The following is a 17,959-nucleotide window of genomic DNA, read 5'->3' on the forward strand; positions in this document are numbered from 1 at the left end:
GCCAAATCAGTGAAGGAGAATTGGATGCAGCATAAAACAGTTATTATTAACTGTCCAGTCCTGTTTTTCGCTTTAAGCCTTATACGAACATACGCTTGTGTGGTAAACTAGTAACAAGTTATTGTAGCAGGTAGGAGAGAAGCAGTATGATAGCGTATGTAAAAGGTAATATTACAGGAATTACAGAGGAAGCAGTACTCGTGGAAGCCCACGGTGTCGGTTATGAAATTATATGTCCGAATCCTTTCCAATTTCAAATGGAAGAGGGCAAGGAGGCACTTGTTCATACATATCACTATGTACGGGAAGATGCGCAAACTTTGTTCGGATTTAAAAATACAGAAGACAAGTTTTTATTTCAAAAATTGCTTGGCGTATCCGGAATAGGTCCGAAAAATGCGTTGCAAATTCTCGCCGGTGTAAATGTCGAGGAATTTGTGGCAGCCATTGAACGGGAAGACGATAAATTCCTGACAAGTTTCCCTGGTGTAGGAAAGAAGACGGCCCGTCAAATGGTGCTGGATCTGAAAGGCAAGCTTGTCTACATGGTCTCGCTCACTGCGATTGAAGCATCAGCAGGAACCGAGAGCAATACATCGAAGAAACGGGTTGCACTAGAAGATGCTGAAGACGCCATGCGCGCACTCGGTTATCAGGAGCGCGAGATTAAAGCGGTCTTGCCGCAGCTTAAGAAGGAAGACAGCGATAGTGCAGATTATTTAATAAAGAAAGGTTTGGCTTTATTAAGTCAAAAGAAATAAAGGAGTGCGAAGATGGAAGATCGCATGATTACGAACGAATTGAAACAAGAAGACGAAGTAATCGAGTTGAGCTTGCGCCCGACTACACTCAAACAATATATTGGGCAGCATAAGGCAAAAGAAAATCTAGCCATTTTTATTGAAGCTGCCAAGATGCGTGACGAACCGTTGGATCACGTGCTGCTGTACGGGCCGCCAGGTTTGGGTAAAACGACGATGGCATCGATTATTGCGAATGAGATGGGGGTGTCGTTTCGAACGACAAGCGGACCAGCCATCGAAAAGGCGGGGGACCTTGCAGCGATACTAAGCTCACTTGAAGCTGGTGATGTGTTGTTTATTGATGAGATCCACCGGCTGCCGCGCGCTGTCGAGGAAATTCTTTATCCGGCTATGGAAGACTTCTGCTTGGATATCGTTATTGGGACGGGTCCGAGTGCACGCAGTGTCCGTCTCGATCTTCCGCCATTTACATTGGTTGGGGCAACAACGCGTGCAGGGCTTTTATCAGCACCATTACGAGACCGTTTTGGCGTGTTAAGCCGTCTGGAATTTTATCATACAGAAGATTTAGCTAGTATTGTGGAGCGGACTGCCATCATTTTTGATGTTGAAATTGAGCCTTCCGCTGCACTTGAAGTGGCATTACGATCAAGAGGGACACCTCGTATTGCAAACCGCCTGCTGAAACGGGTGCGCGATATCTCTCAAGTAAAGGGAGAGGACTATATCACGCAGGAAACGACGCATTTAGCTTTAAATCAGCTGCAGGTGGACGCGAAAGGGCTTGATCATATTGATCACAAGCTGCTGACAACTATTATCGATCACTTCCGCGGCGGACCAGTCGGATTAGATACAATTAGTGCGACGATTGGAGAAGAATCACAGACCATTGAAGACGTCTATGAGCCGTATTTGCTGCAGATTGGTTTCATACAGCGTACGCCGCGCGGGCGGATCGTCACGCCGCTTGCCTATGCCCACTTCAACCGAGAGGTGCCAAAGGCTTGACCGGCATTGGAAAAATCTTTATTCTTATAGGCGTTGTGTGTATTTTAATCGGCCTCGTTATGTCGTTTATCGGCAAGCTGCCGGGAGATATCGTTTTCAAGAAAGGGAACACGACAGTATACTTTCCAATCGTCACGTCGATTGTAATTAGTATTGTACTGTCGCTCATTTTGTTCCTATTTAACAAATTTCGCTGATACAGACTAGGAGTTAACAGGTATGGATATACAGGATTATGATTTTCATTTACCAGAAGAACTAATTGCTCAAACACCGCTTCAGGATCGTACGTCGTCAAGGCTGCTCGTGCTGAATAAGGAAGCGCAATCGATGGAGCACCGTCATTTCGCAAATATTGGTGACTATCTGCATCCTGGTGACTGTCTTGTCCTGAATGATACACGTGTGCTGCCAGCAAGGCTGTATGGTATCAAGTCGGACACAGGAGCTAAGTGTGAGATACTGCTGCTGAAACAAGTGGAAGGCGACAGCTGGGAAGTGCTTGTCAAACCAGCTAAGAAAGTAAAAGTAGGAACGGAGCTTTCCTTTGGGGATGGCAAGCTGACTGCTGTGTGTAAGGAATTACTAGAGCATGGCGGAAGGATTGTGGAGTTTCACTATGAAGGTATTTTTTATGAAGTACTAGATCAATTAGGAGAAATGCCGCTTCCGCCTTATATTAAAGAACAGCTCCCTGACCAAGAACGTTACCAAACGGTTTATGCAAAGGAGCAAGGTTCAGCTGCGGCACCGACAGCAGGCTTGCATTTCACAAATGAACTGCTGGCCAGTCTGCAGGAGAAAGGCGTAGAGATTGCTTTTATCACGCTTCACGTTGGGTTGGGTACTTTCCGCCCTGTGAGTGTAGAGTCGATAGAAGAGCATGAAATGCATGCGGAATTCTATCAGATGTCACAGGAAACAGCAGACCAGCTGACAAGAATCCGTGAGAACGGCGGTCGAATCATCTCCGTTGGGACAACCTCTACACGTACGCTGGAAACAATTACAAGAGATAATGACGGTAAATTCGCAGCGGCAAGCGGCTGGACAGACATTTTCATCTATCCAGGCTTTACGTATCGCGCCATCGATGGCTTAATCACGAATTTCCATTTACCAAAATCAACGTTGATTATGCTTGTCAGTGCCTTTGCAGGCCGGGACTTTGTACTCGAAGCCTATCGCACAGCTGTTGAAGAACGCTATCGTTTCTTCAGTTTTGGCGATGCGATGCTGCTCGTATAGAATGAGAATAGAAAGGGAATTACTATAATATGGCAATTCGTTATGAATTCATCAAACAAGATAAACAAACAGGCGCGAGGCTCGGTATTGTACATACGCCGCACGGCAGCTTTGAGACGCCCACATTTATGCCAGTAGGCACATTAGCAACAGTAAAAACGATGAGCCCGGAGGATTTAACCGAGCTTAACGCGAAGATTATTCTATCAAACACCTATCATCTATGGCTGCGTCCAGGACATGAGATTATCCGTGAAGCTGGCGGGTTGCACAAATTCATGAACTGGGATGGTGCGATTCTGACAGATTCGGGCGGTTTCCAAGTGTTCAGCTTAAGCGATCTGCGTGATATTCAAGAGGAAGGCGTTCACTTCCGCAATCACATTAGCGGAGAAAAACTGTTTCTATCTCCAGAGAAAGCAATGGATATTCAGAATGCACTTGGCAGTGACATTATGATGGCGTTTGATGAATGTCCGCCGTACCCTGCGTCATATGATTATATGAAAGCCTCTGTGGAGCGGACAAGCCGCTGGGCAGAACGATGCCTGACTGCACATGCACGACCTGATGTGCAAGGCCTATTTGGTATTGTACAAGGGGGCGAGTATGAAGATCTGCGTAAACAGAGTGCGCAGGATCTTGTCAGCCTTGACTTTCCAGGCTACGCTGTCGGAGGACTTTCAGTAGGAGAACCGAAAGATGTCATGAATCGAGTATTGGAGTATACAACGCCTTGGCTGCCGCAAGATAAACCGCGGTACTTAATGGGTGTCGGTTCGCCGGACTCGTTGATTGACGGAGCTATTCGCGGAATTGATATGTTTGATTGTGTGCTTCCGACTCGGATTGCCCGCAATGGAACATGCATGACGTCCAACGGCCGTTTGGTTGTCCGCAATGCGCAGTACGCGCGTGATTTTGGTCCGATTGATGAAAATTGTGATTGTAAGGTATGCAAAAATTATTCTCGCGCTTACATTCGCCATCTCATCAAATGTAATGAAACTTTCGGATTCCGTCTTACTACTTACCATAACTTGCATTTTCTGATAGAATTGATGAGGAAGGTCAGAGAGGCGATTAAAGAGGATCGACTTGGCGATTTTCGAGATGAATTCTTCGAAAGTTATGGTTTTAACAAGCCGAATGCGAAGAATTTTTAGAAAGGGGGAGCAGTAAATGAATGTACAAAGTATAATACTTATTGTATTAATGTTTGTTATTTTCTACTTCCTGTTGATTCGTCCGCAGCAGAAGCGTCAAAAACAGGTTAGAGAAATGCAGTCTAGCCTGAAAAAGGGAGACAGCATCGTTACTATTGGTGGTTTACATGGTAAGGTACATGCGATAGACGAGGCTTCTGTAGTATTGACTACGGAAGACGGCAGCAAGCTTACGTTCGATCGTAACTCGATTCGTGACGTAAAACCAGCAGAAGTATAAAAGATAAAAGACAGGAGAGGTGCTCTCCTGTCTTTTTTATGTGGTGCTCGTTTTAATATTAACGCCAATCATACCGCCGACAAGGGAAGCTAGCAGGAACCCGCCATGTGTTAGCAGCTGTGCTCCGGAAAAGCCAACCTGATAACCAAGGTATTGATAGAGAAGAACGAATAGCGTAAAGCCAATTGCAGTCATGCCGCCTAGCATCCATCCTTTGTCTTCTCCCTTTACACCAGCAATAAATCCGCCAATAAAGAGGCTCAGTATACCCGCTCCCAGAGTTGTCCAGTCGAGCATTCCCTCCCCCATCTTTGTGAAGCGAAGCAGTAAAGCTAATGTGAAGCTAATAAACAGTAGCAGCGAAAAAACCGTAATCCACCCATACAAGATCGCTTGTACATTTTTTTTCACAAAAATCCCTCCAGCATGTCTATATGACTACTGTATGTCTGTTAATACAATTTGAGAACGTATATAACCTTTCCTCTTGCACAAAATAGGTGAAAAGGGAGGCGAGTGTTCGTTGGATACGTTGGAATGGGCAATTATAGGCAGAACAATTCTATCCTATGTTGTTATCGTAATTATTTTCCGCTTAATGGGAAAACGTGAAATTGGTGAACTGAGCATAATTGACTTAGTTGTATTTTTAATGTTAGCCGAAATAGCTGTCTTTTCTATAGAAGATCCGAGCAGCCATTTGCTTCATTTTATTGTACCGATGGTCGTTCTTTTAATCATTCAAAGGGTTACTGCATTCCTCTCCTTAAAGTTTCCTAAAATGCGTGACTTTATGGAGGGAAAACCATCCATTATTATTAGCAGAGGCAAAATAGATGAACATGAAATGCGAAAACAACGCTACAGCTTCTCTGATTTGCAGCAGCAGCTGCGTGAGAAGGGGGCAAAAAGTATACAGGATGTTGACTTTGCCATTTTGGAAACGTCCGGTGAATTATCTGTATTCGAAAAAAAAGATACTGCTGATGGAAGCAGTGGTTATGTCACGCCGCTAATTGTCGATGGAGAAATTCAGCAGGAAGCCCTAGAGAAGATTGATAAATCTCCATCTTGGCTCCGCGGTGAGATGAAACGGCATGGTCATCCTACACTCGATACAATCTCTTACTGCACGGTGGATAAGAATCATCATTGGTATATTGACCGAAAAGATGAGCGATGATTATCGTTTGTTTCTTGAGAGAAATTGTTCGAATTCAGCTTTGGTAATAAATCCGAAACAGAGTAAAAATAGGCAATAAAGGAAGAGTAAGCAAAGCAGCAGCAAAAGGAAAGAAGGCAGCTCGTATAGTGAGCCTGCAAATATTCCTTTCAGCATATAGGCGGTAACAAATGTCAACGCTAGTAGACTAAACATTCGACCTAGTTCCTTCCATGACAGCTTGAAGCCCGCTACACGTGCAAGTGAAATCAAATGCAAGAGTGTGATCAGTACGACGGTGACAATGAGACTGATGGCAATACCAATAATACCAAATTTGGCGTTGGAGCCTAAAGAGACGAGTATAATGATTTTTGCGCCAGCACCTATAACAGTATTCCACATCGCTGATTTGGCAGCATCCAGTGCTTGCAGAGCAGTACTAAGCGGCATCTGAATGTACATCATAATATAGAACGGTGCCATCAGCAGGATAAATCGCTCTGCGCTTTCGCTTCCATACATATAATGCAAAATTGGTCCGGCAAATATGGTCAGTGTTACGGTCGCAATCGCACCGGAAGCGAAGCTGAGCCGAATTGCTTGGTGAATTCGATAATGGACAAATTGATGGCGATTCTGTTCATTTGCTTCGCTGATAGATGGTAATAACGCAGTCGCTAAGGAATGAGTAATGAAAGTTGGCAGGAACAGCAGCGGCAGCGCATAGCCTGTCAGCTCACCGTACTGTCGTGTCGCTAATGCGGTTCCGACACCTGCCAGCGCTAAGCTTTGGGCAGTTAGAATTGGTTCCAGGAAATGTGTACCGCTTGCGATTAGCCTGCTGCCTGTTGCCGGAAGTGCAATTGAAAATAAACGCTCCAGCGTTTCTTTACCGCCCTTTAATGCTGTAAGAAATTGAGATCGTATTTTTACGGTCTTTTTTCGTTTAAACTGATACAGCATATAAAGCAGTGAAACGAACTCTCCGATAATGACAGAAATCATAGCTCCTAAAGCAGCGAATTCTACTCCATAAGGCAGCAATAGCTTTACAAGAAAAACAGTACAGCTAATTCGGACAACTTGTTCAATAACTTGGGAGAAGCTTTGCGGCTTCATATTCTGCTTCCCTTGGAAATACCCTCGCAGTACTGCCGCTACCGCCAAGATGGGAATGATTGGTCCTATTGCGAACAGCGGATAGATGACGCGGGCATCTTTAAGCAGCTTGTCCGCTAGGAACGGCGCGATAAAGTAAAGGAAACCGACAAATACTATGCTGATACTCAAGGTGATGGATAAGGAAACGACAACAATTTTTTTAATCTGTACTGTATCTCCGCGGACATCCGCTTCAGCTACCCGTTTCGAAATGGCTATAGGCAAACCGAATTGAGTGATGGCAATGGCCAAGAACAACGTTGGCATCGCCATCATGTATAGTCCGACCCCCTCTTCTCCCATGACACGTGCCACGACAATCCGATTCACGAATCCTAGGAAGCGGGTGATTAAGCTGGCAGCAATCAAAATGAGAGCGCCTTGTAGAAAAGTCTGCTTTGTCACATCCACAACCTGCCTTCTCAAATAATAGTTTTTCGGCTACAATTAAGTGTATGCAGAAGATGTGTCCAAGCATGACTGGCCTGCACAAAAGCAAGGCAAGTTGTTACAGGAGGTAAAAGCGTGTACGAATTGAAAACAGTAAACGAATGGAAGGCAGAAGTGATGCCTGCTATCATCAGCAAGAAGGATGAATTTCACTTGCTCGGATATGAAAAAGCATCGGCTGCAGATATTTGGAGCTGTATGGAAAAAAAAGTGTGGAAAAAAGATACAGAGAAACCGAAGCGTTTATATGAAGTGGTTGCAGATATTATGCAGCTCAATATATCGGTTTATATGGGCTATCTGACCATGTCTGTATATGAGGAAGATGAAGATTTAATGGCTTCAATTGCAGCAATCAACGGTCAATCCTGATGAAAGGTATCGTTGACAGTGTTGGCTCGGCTTTTCTATACTATGGAAGTATTTGACGAACGAGTGCAGCGTGTACATACATGCAGTAAACAATGCAGGCTTTGCTTGCAGTATATTAGGTTTCCGTTTTAGCGGATATGGGAGGCAGTTGCATCATGGTGAAAAGAGGCAGAATTGTTGCCTTCTTCTTGATCGTCCTTTTACTTTTGGGAGCGATGGGAACGACAATTCAGGGTATTGCGAAAGATTTGAATTTAGGACTTGATCTGCAGGGCGGATTTGAGGTGCTTTATGAAGTAGAGCCGCTTGAGGAAGGCGACGAGGTGGATACGGCTACGCTAAACGCAACAGCACAGGCGCTGAATGAGCGTGTCAATTCACTTGGTGTCAGCGAAACAAATATTGATATAGAGCAGCCGAACCGAATACGTGTTCAGCTTGCTGGTGTAGAAGATCAGGATCAAGCGCGCGAGATGCTGTCTACAACTGCGAATCTATCTTTCCGGGATACGAACGACAAAGAATACTTAAACGGAACAGATATTGAAGCCGGCAGTGCCAAGCAGGCGTTTGACCCGCAAACAAATCAGCCGCTTGTTACAGTAGATATGAAAGATGCTTCAAAATTTGCAGAAGTGACGAGCGAAATCGCGCAGCTTCCTTTTCCCGAAAACAGACTAGTCATCTGGCTGGACTATGAAGAAGAAAATTCATATGAAGAAGAAGCGCAAAAGCCGGAAGATGAACAAAAATTCATCTCTGCACCGTCAGTTTCACAGACAATTAATAGTAAGTCTGTACAGATTGAAGGGAATTTCACGGTTGAAAGTGCTCAAGAACTTGCTGATCTTTTGAATGCCGGTTCTCTGCCCGTGAAAATGGAAGAAGTGTATTCAAACTCTGTTGGTGCCCAATTTGGACAACAAGCGCTGGATGAAACGATGTTGGCAGGTTATATTGCATTTGCCCTTATCCTGCTGTTTATGATTGTTTATTACCGACTTCCAGGTTTGATAGCGTCAATTACACTTGCTGTGTTTGCTTATTTAAATCTTGTTGTCTTTGATTTTCTCAATGTAGTACTGACATTGCCAGGAATCGCTGCTTTGATTCTCGGTGTCGGAATGGCAGTAGATGCAAATATTATCACTTATGAACGAATTAAGGATGAGCTGAAAACCGGCAAGTCGCTGAAAGCAGCCTATAAAGCTGGTAATAAGAATTCCTTGGCAACTATTACAGATGCGAACATTACAACTTTAATAGCTGGTATTGTGCTGTTTATTTTCGGTACTAGTTCAGTAAAAGGATTTGCAACCACACTTATTATCAGTATCCTGCTTAGCTTTATCACGGCTGTAGTAGGTTCACGTGCTTTGCTTGGTTTGATGGTGAAGAGCCGTGCATTTGATAAAAAACCAGCATGGTTCGGCGTCTCCAAGAAAAATATCCGTAAACTGAGTGACAAAGAAGAACGAAGCGCCACCTTCTATGGAATGAAACTGAATCTCGTAAAACACCGCAAAGCGTATTTTGCATTTTCTATTGCGCTCACAATTGCGGGTATTATTTGCTTGAGTATTTTCAAGCTTAACCTAGGTATTGATTTTACGAGCGGTTCACGTGTTGAGTTTGATTCGAATGAGACGTTGACAACGGAGCAGATTGAGCAGCAATTCGAGGATATTGGGTATACGTCTAAAGAAACGCAGTTATCTGCAGATGGGACGCATGCTTCCGTCCGCTTGGATGACACGCTCTCCAAAAACGAGGAAGATGACGTGAAAAGCAATATTACAGATGCTTATGGCAGTGCACCTAGCATTAGTACCGTTTCGCCTGTTATAGGCAAGGAACTGGCAAAAAATGCAGTGTACGCCGTCATTTTTGCATCAATTGGTATTGTGTTGTATGCAACGATCCGATTTGAGTTTAAATTTGCGATGGCGGCAATTGTGGCACTCGTGCATGACGCTTTCTTTATCTTGGCGATATTCAGTATTACCAGATTAGAATTTGATATCACAATTATCGCGGCCATTTTGACCATCATTGGTTATTCCATCAATGATACAATCGTAACGTTTGACCGAATTAAGGAGAATATACGCCTGAAACGGAAAGTGAAAACGTTCGATGAGCTGGCGAAGATTGTGAATGACAGCTTACTGCAAACACTAGTACGAAGTGTAAACACGGTGGCAACTGTCATTGTGGCAGCAATTATTCTCTGGATTTTCGGAGCTGCCCCGATTACAAACTTCTCGATTGCACTTGTTATCGGATTAGCAGCGGGAACATACTCTTCGCTATTCATCGCAGCCCAGTTATGGCTCGTATGGCGCGGCAAGAATATTGACAAACAGCCGATTATTCACGAAGAGAAGAAGAAAGTAGAAGGACCGCAAGTTTGATAAAATAACTCCCGTAGCAGTACGGGGGTTATTTTTTTGAAATTTAGGGAATGTAAGTAATAGACGCATTCGAAAGGAGTCAGCATATGAAAGCACAATGGTATATCATTCTAGCAGTTATCTTTGCAGTACTTATTGCAATATTCGCAGTTATCAACGTTGACAGTGTACAGGTGGACTACCTATTTGGAGTTGGGTCTGCTCCCCTGATATTAATCATTTTGTTCTCCGTTTTGATGGGCGTCTTAATTACAGCATCTGTAGGAGGGTTGCGTATGTTTAAATTGAACCGAGAAGTACGCACTTTACGAAAAGATAATGATAAGAAAGCAGCTGAAATAACAGAAATACAAGAAAAACGGGCAGAGTATGGACACGAGGAAACGGAAAGAGCGACTACAAATATTTCCGATCCGACAACTAACACGTATCCTACTTCTGAACGAATGAGAGACGAATACAACAGATAACACATTGCCCCGCTGGCCAGGCTCTAGTATAATAGCTTGGTTAGGGGGTCTTTTTTATGTTGAAAAGCACAATGAGATGGAAGGAAAATAGCGGCCCTTCTGCTCATACAGCACTGGGTTTCGGTGTTTCACCGCTAGTCGAGCAATTGCTTCTGCAGCGGGGGATAACATCGGCAGAGGATGCACAGCGGTTCCTTCGTCCGTCTCTTGAGGACCTACATCGCCCGGAATATTTACGTGATATAGATGTTGCAGCGGAACGAATCCATGCTGCAATAGCGCAAGAAGAAAAAATACTCGTATTCGGCGATTACGATGCAGATGGTGTTTCTTCCACTGTTGTCCTGCTAGAAGCACTTCGGGAGCTTGGCGCCGATTGCGATTATTATATACCGAACCGTTTTACGGAAGGCTACGGACCGAATGAGGAAGCTTTCCGTGCCGCAAAAGACAATGGCTATGGGTTAATTATAACTGTCGATACAGGAATTGCTGCTAATCACGAGGCTGAGGTTGCGAAGCAGATTGGAATTGATTTGATTATTACAGATCACCATGAGGTACAAGAATCTGTTCCGGCTGCTGTAGCGGTCGTGCATCCGAAATGCTCACCCGATTATCCGTTCCATGAACTTGCCGGCGTAGGAGTGGCATTTAAACTTGCAGAGTACTTGCTCGGATACTTTCCAAAACAGCTGCTTGATTTGGTTGTCATTGGAACGATTGCGGATTTGGTGCCGCTTGTTGATGAAAACAGAGTATTAGCTGCAGAGGGATTAAAGGCAATTTCTTCCTCCCAAAGACCAGGAATACGTGCCTTAAAGGACAGTTGTGGCTTGGACGGGGTCGTAACAGAAGAAGATATCGGCTTCAAGATTGGACCGCGAATTAATGCAGTCGGTCGCTTACAGGAGGCTGACTTGGCTGTAGAATTATTGCTGGCGGCCACTTATGAAGAGGCAGCCGAAATGGCAGAAGAGATTCAGTCACTGAACACCGAACGGCAGAATATCGTTGCAAAGATTGCCAAAGAAGCCGAAGCAATGGTCAGAGAACAGCCGGCAGAAGACAGCAGCCACGTTATTATTGTGGCGAAAGAAGGCTGGAACGAGGGCGTCTTAGGAATCGTTGCGTCAAAATTGGTGCGCACTTTTGATCGCCCTGCTATAGTACTGGCAGCTCATCCTGAAAAAGGTACAGCGAAAGGCTCGGCCAGAAGCATCGATGCTTTTGATTTATTCCACCACTGCATGCAAGTTCGGGATCACTTTGTTGCTTTTGGGGGACATGCCCAAGCAGCGGGAATGACATTAGAACTTGAGCAAGTAGACCAGCTTCGAAAAGCTTTAAATAAGGCTGCCAGTGATGCGCTGCGTCCAGAAGACTTTAAGCAGTCATTGGCCATAGATTTAGAAGTGAGCGTACAAGATGTCTCGATTGATTTAATCAAAGATATGTCACAGCTGGCGCCATTCGGTATGCAAAATCCGAAGCCGCTCGTAAAACTTTCTGCGCCAATGCGGGAAGTGAAGCTGATCGGGGCGAATAAAAATCACTTGAAGTTTGTTTTTGCGGAGGAAAATGTACAGCTTGATGGGGTTTGTTTCGGAAAAGGAGACCTTTATCCGTTTTTAGCGCCAGCAGACGAACTGGAAGCTGTCGGAGAACTGTCTATTAACGAGTGGAATGGCAGGCAGAAGGCCCAAATTTTAATTGAAGATGTAGCAGTCCATTCTTGGCAGCTGTTCGATCACCGAGGCAGCAAGCAGCTTCAAAAAACAGTACAGCTGAAACAGGAAGAAGAAACAGCTGTTATTCGTTTCCGACCAGATACGGATCTAAACTGGTTGTCAGATCAGGTACGCGTGCTTGATTACGAAACGGAAGGTTTGGCGAATGCGGCAGGCAATATAACTGCTGTTGTTCTCGCAGATCTGCCGCACCGGCTGGAAGACCTTACGTTTGCTTTACGTCATATACAGCCAGATCTTATTTATGCTTGTTATGATGTGAAAGAGAACGCTTATTTACAAGGATTTCCGGATCGGGAACAGTTTAAGATCTTCTACGCTATTCTGCTGAAACAGAAGACGATTTCTTATCAGCAGCTGGAGAATCACCTTAAAAATAGCCGTGGCTGGAGTGCGCAGCGGACCAAGTTTATTTCCGACGTGTTTTTTGAGCTCGAATTTGTTAAACTAGATAAGGATCAAATTTCAATCAACCCAAGTCCTTCCAAACGAGATCTGGCGGACTCACAAGTCTACCAGGGATTGAAGGAAGCGATAGAAGTCGAGAAGATCTTATATTATTCCGGCTACAACGATTTGAAACAATGGCTGGAACATGCGCTGGAGCGCGGGGAAGTTATCGAGGAGGAAGCAGTAAATGGATTATAAAAAATATATTACAGTCGTAGAGGACTGGCCAAAACCGGGGATTAAGTTCAAAGATATTACAACTTTGATGGATAATGGCCCGGCATATAAATCAGCAGTTAATGAAATTGTTGAATTCGCGAAAGACAAAAATGTAGACTTGATCGTCGGTCCGGAAGCACGCGGATTTATTGTAGGCTGTCCGGTATCTTATGCTTTGGATATTGGCTTTGCACCTGTACGGAAAGAAGGCAAGCTGCCGAGAGAAGTAATCAAAGTATCTTACGGTCTTGAATACGGCGAAAACGTTCTGACAATCCATAAAGATGCAATTAAACCTGGTCAGCGTGTTCTGATTACAGATGACTTGCTTGCGACTGGCGGTACAATCGAAGCAACAATCAAACTTGTTGAACAACTTGGCGGTATCGTTGTCGGATGTGCATTCTTCGTAGAATTGGGTTATCTTGACGGCAGAGAAAAGCTGAATGGTTACGAAGTTCTTACGCTAACTACTTACGAATAATAGCAATCACAATCAAGAGTGCTCCATTTGGGGCACTCTTTCTTGCATCTGAAGGATAGAGATACTTGTCGAATTGATTGGATATTTGTTAAGCTAATAAAAATGAGATGTGACAGTTTATAATCCTCGTCGCATTCGCGGACGATGAGAAGGAGTTTATGGAAATAGAATGCCAAAGGATAAAATTCTAACGGCCGAAGAGGTCATTCAAGAAGCAACTGGATATCTGTCGGACGAGCATGTCGCTTTTATCCGGAAAGCGTATGAGTTCGCTGAGAAAGCGCATGAAGGCCAATACCGCCGTTCTGGGGAAGCGTATATTATCCACCCAATACAAGTAGCGGGCATACTCGTTCATTTGGAATTAGATGCGGAAACAATAGCTGGCGGATTTCTGCATGATGTTGTGGAAGACACACCAGTTACTATTGAAGAACTGGAAGCCGCGTTTAATGCCGAAGTGGCAATGCTTGTCGACGGGGTTACCAAGCTAGGCAAAATCAAATATAAATCGAAGCAAGTCCAGCAGGCAGAGAATCACCGGAAAATGTTTGTAGCAATGGCGAAGGATATGCGTGTCATTCTAATCAAACTGGCGGATCGTTTGCATAATATGCGGACACTCAAGCATCTGTCTCCTGAAAAGCAGCGACGTATTTCTAATGAGACATTAGAGATATTCGCACCGCTGGCACATCGACTTGGTATTAGCACGATTAAATGGGAGCTGGAGGATACTGCACTCCGCTATATGAATCCGCAGCAATATTATCGGATTGTCCATTTGATGAAGCAAAAGCGCGAGGAACGGGAAAGCTACATCGGAGACGTAATGGGCGAAATTCGCAGTCAGCTTCATGATATTCATATTGACGCAGATATATTCGGCCGGCCGAAGCATCTGTATAGTATTTACCGTAAAATGGAACATCAGCATAAGCAGTTCAATGAAATCTATGATCTGCTGGCAGTACGTGTGATTGTGAAAAGCATTAAAGACTGTTATGCCGTGTTAGGTGTCATTCATACGTGCTGGAAACCGATGCCGGGCCGCTTTAAGGACTATATTGCGATGCCAAAGCTGAATCTTTATCAATCGCTGCATACAACTGTGATTGGACCAAAAGGCGATCCGCTTGAGGTGCAAATACGAACAGAAGAAATGCATGAAATTGCAGAATACGGAATTGCAGCGCATTGGGCATACAAAGAAGGCAAGCAGATGCAAGCCAATAATCCGAAGAAATCATTCGAAGAAAAGCTGACGTGGTTCCGTGAAATTCTTGATTTCCAAAATGAGTCGGAAAATGCGGAAGAGTTTATGGAGTCGCTCAAGCTTGATTTGTTTAGTGACATGGTATATGTATTCACGCCTAAAGGAGACGTCGTAGAGCTTCCGTCTGGCTCAGTACCGATCGATTTTGCATACCGTGTGCATACCGAAGTGGGCAACCACACTGTCGGTGCGAAGATAAACGGAAAGATGGAGCCGCTGGAGTATAAATTAAAGAACGGTGACATCGTGGAAATGATGACATCGAAGCATTCTTACGGCCCTTCTCAAGACTGGGTCAAGCTTGCGCAGACAACGCATGCGCGAAATAAGATTAAGCAATTCTTCAAAAAGCAGCGCCGAGAAGAGAATGTTGCAAAAGGAAAAGAGCTCGTGGAGGAAGAAGTAAAGCAGTCTGGCTTCGATCCAAAGCTCGTGTTTACAGCAGAGAACATACGCAAAGCGGTTGAAAAGTTTAATTTTACCTCAGAAGAAGATATGTACGCTGCAGTCGGATACCAAGGAATAACCGCTGCACAGATTACGACCCGTCTGACAGAAACGCTCAGACGCCAAAGCGAGAAACAAGAAGCAATAGACAAAACAATCGAAACAGTCAAGATGGCGAATGCGTCCAAATCCGCAGCTTCGAGCCGCAAACGTGATTCGGGCGTTCGGGTAGAAGGCGTAGATAATATGCTGGTCCGCTTGTCTAAATGCTGCAATCCGGTACCTGGTGATGAAATTATCGGCTATATAACGAAAGGCAGAGGCGTTTCTGTTCATCGTAACGACTGTCCGAATATGCAGACGGAAGAAGCACAGACACGTAAGCTGCAAGTCGACTGGGAAAACAGTGCAACAAGTGCCAAACAATATCATGTTGACTTAGAGGTTAACGCGTTTGACAGACATGGATTGATGAACGAAGTCTTGCAAGCTGTCAATGAAACGCGTACACAGATTACGGCAGTTGATGGAAAGTCTGATCGCAATAAGATCGCAACCATCCATTTGACGATACTGATTCATAATGTCGGCCATCTGCGGAAAATTGTCGAGCGGATTAAGCAGATTAAAGATATTTATACCGTAACGAGAATGCTGCAATAGAAGAGAGGCTGGTAAGNCGTTGCGTCAAAATTGGTGCGCACTTTTGATCGCCCTGCTATAGTACTGGCAGCTCATCCTGAAAAAGGTACAGCGAAAGGCTCGGCCAGAAGCATCGATGCTTTTGATTTATTCCACCACTGCATGCAAGTTCGGGATCACTTTGTTGCTTTTGGGGGACATGCCCAAGCAGCGGGAATGACATTAGAACTTGAGCAAGTAGACCAGCTTCGAAAAGCTTTAAATAAGGCTGCCAGTGATGCGCTGCGTCCAGAAGACTTTAAGCAGTCATTGGCCATAGATTTAGAAGTGAGCGTACAAGATGTCTCGATTGATTTAATCAAAGATATGTCACAGCTGGCGCCATTCGGTATGCAAAATCCGAAGCCGCTCGTAAAACTTTCTGCGCCAATGCGGGAAGTGAAGCTGATCGGGGCGAATAAAAATCACTTGAAGTTTGTTTTTGCGGAGGAAAATGTACAGCTTGATGGGGTTTGTTTCGGAAAAGGAGACCTTTATCCGTTTTTAGCGCCAGCAGACGAACTGGAAGCTGTCGGAGAACTGTCTATTAACGAGTGGAATGGCAGGCAGAAGGCCCAAATTTTAATTGAAGATGTAGCAGTCCATTCTTGGCAGCTGTTCGATCACCGAGGCAGCAAGCAGCTTCAAAAAACAGTACAGCTGAAACAGGAAGAAGAAACAGCTGTTATTCGTTTCCGACCAGATACGGATCTAAACTGGTTGTCAGATCAGGTACGCGTGCTTGATTACGAAACGGAAGGTTTGGCGAATGCGGCAGGCAATATAACTGCTGTTGTTCTCGCAGATCTGCCGCACCGGCTGGAAGACCTTACGTTTGCTTTACGTCATATACAGCCAGATCTTATTTATGCTTGTTATGATGTGAAAGAGAACGCTTATTTACAAGGATTTCCGGATCGGGAACAGTTTAAGATCTTCTACGCTATTCTGCTGAAACAGAAGACGATTTCTTATCAGCAGCTGGAGAATCACCTTAAAAATAGCCGTGGCTGGAGTGCGCAGCGGACCAAGTTTATTTCCGACGTGTTTTTTGAGCTCGAATTTGTTAAACTAGATAAGGATCAAATTTCAATCAACCCAAGTCCTTCCAAACGAGATCTGGCGGACTCACAAGTCTACCAGGGATTGAAGGAAGCGATAGAAGTCGAGAAGATCTTATATTATTCCGGCTACAACGATTTGAAACAATGGCTGGAACATGCGCTGGAGCGCGGGGAAGTTATCGAGGAGGAAGCAGTAAATGGATTATAAAAAATATATTACAGTCGTAGAGGACTGGCCAAAACCGGGGATTAAGTTCAAAGATATTACAACTTTGATGNTTATTGGCATGATTGGCAAGGGTTTTATGCTGCTAGTCGGCATTACGCATGAAGATACAGAAGCGGACTTGGATTATATTGTGAATAAATTAATCCATCTTCGTGTTTTTGAAGATGCTGACGGTAAAATGAACGACTCACTTCTTCAAGTAGGCGGGGAAGTTCTGTCTGTTTCGCAATTCACTTTATACGCAGATACTCGGAAAGGGCGCCGTCCCAGCTTCACTGACGCCGCTAAGCCGGAAGTTGCCAAAAAGTTATATGAAAAATTCAATAAAAAACTGACCGAAGCGGGAGTTACTGTCGAAACGGGCGAATTTGGTGCGCATATGGATGTCCAGCTTATTAATGAAGGACCTGTCACCATTGTGCTTGATAGTGCTGATAGACCAAACAAGGAAGCGTAATGCTTTCTTGTTTTTTTGTATAGTGAATCGGAAATAGGGAAATGATAGTAGCAGAATAAAACGATAAAGGTGTGAACAGCATGCGCAGCAGCGAAGCACAAAATCGTGTATTTGGCACAGTTGGATTAGAAGGTATGCAGCAGAGAAGAGATCCGGCATCTCTAACAAGTGATTCTTATATCCCTGCATTTTGCGGAGAAGCAGATGCACTGGAACGAAAAAAATTACAAGAACAACTAAAACAATCTTGACAATCTTTCTTACAAACAGGTACTATTATTACAATCTAAAGAATCCGGAAATCCAATGAGGGAAACAGTAAGTCGAACTCCCTGTGAACAGAGACTAGGCGCCATAGGCTGGAAGCGCCCGGCACAGCTTCGACTGAAAGACATTCCTT

General features: G+C 44.4%; 18 protein-coding genes and 1 other annotated feature (1 of these 19 running past the window's edge). Of the genes, 16 read left to right on the forward strand and 2 right to left on the reverse strand.

The window, feature by feature from the left end; genetic code table 11:
* Positions 1 to 146: 146 nt before the first annotated feature.
* The 6 genes from ruvA to yajC are packed head-to-tail and all read left to right on the forward strand — an operon-like array spanning position 147 to position 4,469.
* Positions 147 to 761, forward strand: coding sequence for a Holliday junction branch migration protein RuvA (gene ruvA / locus B1K52_RS11700; protein ID WP_077308434.1), 615 nt, complete (start codon positions 147 to 149; stop codon positions 759 to 761).
* A gap of 12 nt (positions 762 to 773) precedes the next feature.
* A complete protein-coding gene (gene ruvB, locus B1K52_RS11705; RefSeq protein WP_077308436.1) occupies positions 774 to 1,775 on the forward strand; it encodes a Holliday junction branch migration DNA helicase RuvB in 1,002 nt (333 codons plus the stop codon).
* The gene (locus B1K52_RS11710) at positions 1,772 to 1,972 is read left to right on the forward strand and encodes a DUF2905 domain-containing protein (protein WP_077308438.1); all 201 of its coding nucleotides are present in this window, start codon (positions 1,772 to 1,774) and stop codon (positions 1,970 to 1,972) included. Before ruvB ends, B1K52_RS11710 begins: the two co-directional genes overlap by 4 nt.
* 22 nt (positions 1,973 to 1,994) lie before the next feature.
* The gene (gene queA / locus B1K52_RS11715; RefSeq protein WP_077308440.1) at positions 1,995 to 3,023 is read left to right on the forward strand and encodes a tRNA preQ1(34) S-adenosylmethionine ribosyltransferase-isomerase QueA; all 1,029 of its coding nucleotides are present in this window, start codon (positions 1,995 to 1,997) and stop codon (positions 3,021 to 3,023) included.
* Positions 3,024 to 3,052: 29 nt separating this feature from the next.
* Positions 3,053 to 4,189 (forward strand): tRNA guanosine(34) transglycosylase Tgt, encoded by a 1,137-nt coding sequence (gene tgt, locus B1K52_RS11720; RefSeq protein ID WP_077308442.1) that lies wholly within the window; start codon positions 3,053 to 3,055, stop codon positions 4,187 to 4,189.
* 16 nt (positions 4,190 to 4,205) lie between these two features.
* Positions 4,206 to 4,469: a preprotein translocase subunit YajC gene (gene yajC / locus B1K52_RS11725; RefSeq protein WP_077308444.1), complete on the forward strand. Its 264-nt coding sequence runs from the start codon at positions 4,206 to 4,208 to the stop codon at positions 4,467 to 4,469.
* Positions 4,470 to 4,505: 36 nt separating this feature from the next.
* Here the strand turns inward: yajC and B1K52_RS11730 are convergent, their stop codons facing one another.
* Positions 4,506 to 4,880, reverse strand: a complete 375-nt coding sequence (locus B1K52_RS11730) for a TIGR04086 family membrane protein (protein ID WP_077308446.1) — start codon at positions 4,878 to 4,880, stop codon at positions 4,506 to 4,508.
* Positions 4,881 to 4,992: 112 nt separating this feature from the next.
* Here B1K52_RS11730 and B1K52_RS11735 point away from each other — a divergent pair, with 112 nt between their 5' ends.
* Complete coding sequence (locus B1K52_RS11735) at positions 4,993 to 5,652, forward strand: DUF421 domain-containing protein (protein WP_077308448.1); 660 nt, start codon at positions 4,993 to 4,995, stop codon at positions 5,650 to 5,652.
* On the opposite strand, the gene spoVB is transcribed toward B1K52_RS11735, so the two are convergent.
* Entirely contained in the window at positions 5,653 to 7,206 is a 1,554-nt protein-coding gene (gene spoVB, locus B1K52_RS11740) for a stage V sporulation protein B (protein ID WP_306278125.1), read from the reverse strand. It lies immediately after the preceding gene.
* A gap of 114 nt (positions 7,207 to 7,320) precedes the next feature.
* Here spoVB and B1K52_RS11745 point away from each other — a divergent pair, with 114 nt between their 5' ends.
* The 9 genes from B1K52_RS11745 to B1K52_RS17995 all read left to right on the forward strand — a co-directional run bounded on the left by B1K52_RS11745 (position 7,321) and on the right by B1K52_RS17995 (position 17,810).
* Positions 7,321 to 7,617, forward strand: coding sequence for a post-transcriptional regulator (locus B1K52_RS11745; protein WP_143588878.1), 297 nt, complete (start codon positions 7,321 to 7,323; stop codon positions 7,615 to 7,617).
* Positions 7,618 to 7,772: 155 nt separating this feature from the next.
* Entirely contained in the window at positions 7,773 to 10,031 is a 2,259-nt protein-coding gene (gene secDF, locus B1K52_RS11750) for a protein translocase subunit SecDF (RefSeq protein ID WP_077308450.1), read from the forward strand.
* A gap of 86 nt (positions 10,032 to 10,117) precedes the next feature.
* Positions 10,118 to 10,501, forward strand: coding sequence for a LapA family protein (locus B1K52_RS11755; protein WP_077308452.1), 384 nt, complete (start codon positions 10,118 to 10,120; stop codon positions 10,499 to 10,501).
* 56 nt (positions 10,502 to 10,557) lie between these two features.
* Positions 10,558 to 12,900 carry a single-stranded-DNA-specific exonuclease RecJ gene (gene recJ / locus B1K52_RS11760; RefSeq protein WP_077308454.1) on the forward strand — a complete coding sequence of 781 codons (2,343 nt, stop codon included), beginning with the start codon at positions 10,558 to 10,560 and terminating at the stop codon, positions 12,898 to 12,900.
* Entirely contained in the window at positions 12,890 to 13,405 is a 516-nt protein-coding gene (locus B1K52_RS11765) for an adenine phosphoribosyltransferase (RefSeq protein WP_077308456.1), read from the forward strand. The genes recJ and B1K52_RS11765 overlap by 11 nt, the downstream gene beginning before the upstream one ends.
* 169 nt (positions 13,406 to 13,574) lie before the next feature.
* On the forward strand, positions 13,575 to 15,791 hold the full coding sequence (locus B1K52_RS11770; protein WP_077308458.1) for a RelA/SpoT family protein: 2,217 nt from the start codon (positions 13,575 to 13,577) through the stop codon (positions 15,789 to 15,791).
* 30 nt (positions 15,792 to 15,821) lie between these two features.
* On the forward strand, positions 15,822 to 17,081 hold the full coding sequence (locus B1K52_RS11775) for a single-stranded-DNA-specific exonuclease C-terminal domain-containing protein (protein WP_077308460.1): 1,260 nt from the start codon (positions 15,822 to 15,824) through the stop codon (positions 17,079 to 17,081).
* A 67-nt stretch (positions 17,082 to 17,148) separates the two neighbouring features.
* Entirely contained in the window at positions 17,149 to 17,559 is a 411-nt protein-coding gene (dtd, locus tag B1K52_RS11780; protein ID WP_143588931.1) for a D-aminoacyl-tRNA deacylase, read from the forward strand.
* A gap of 80 nt (positions 17,560 to 17,639) precedes the next feature.
* Positions 17,640 to 17,810, forward strand: coding sequence for a hypothetical protein (locus B1K52_RS17995; protein ID WP_179106538.1), 171 nt, complete (start codon positions 17,640 to 17,642; stop codon positions 17,808 to 17,810).
* 46 nt (positions 17,811 to 17,856) lie between these two features.
* Positions 17,857 to 17,959: a binding site (T-box leader), on the forward strand; it runs 114 nt beyond the window's last position.

Source organism: Terribacillus halophilus (assembly GCF_900162685.1).
GTDB classification, from domain to species: domain Bacteria; phylum Bacillota; class Bacilli; order Bacillales; family Amphibacillaceae; genus Terribacillus; species Terribacillus halophilus_A.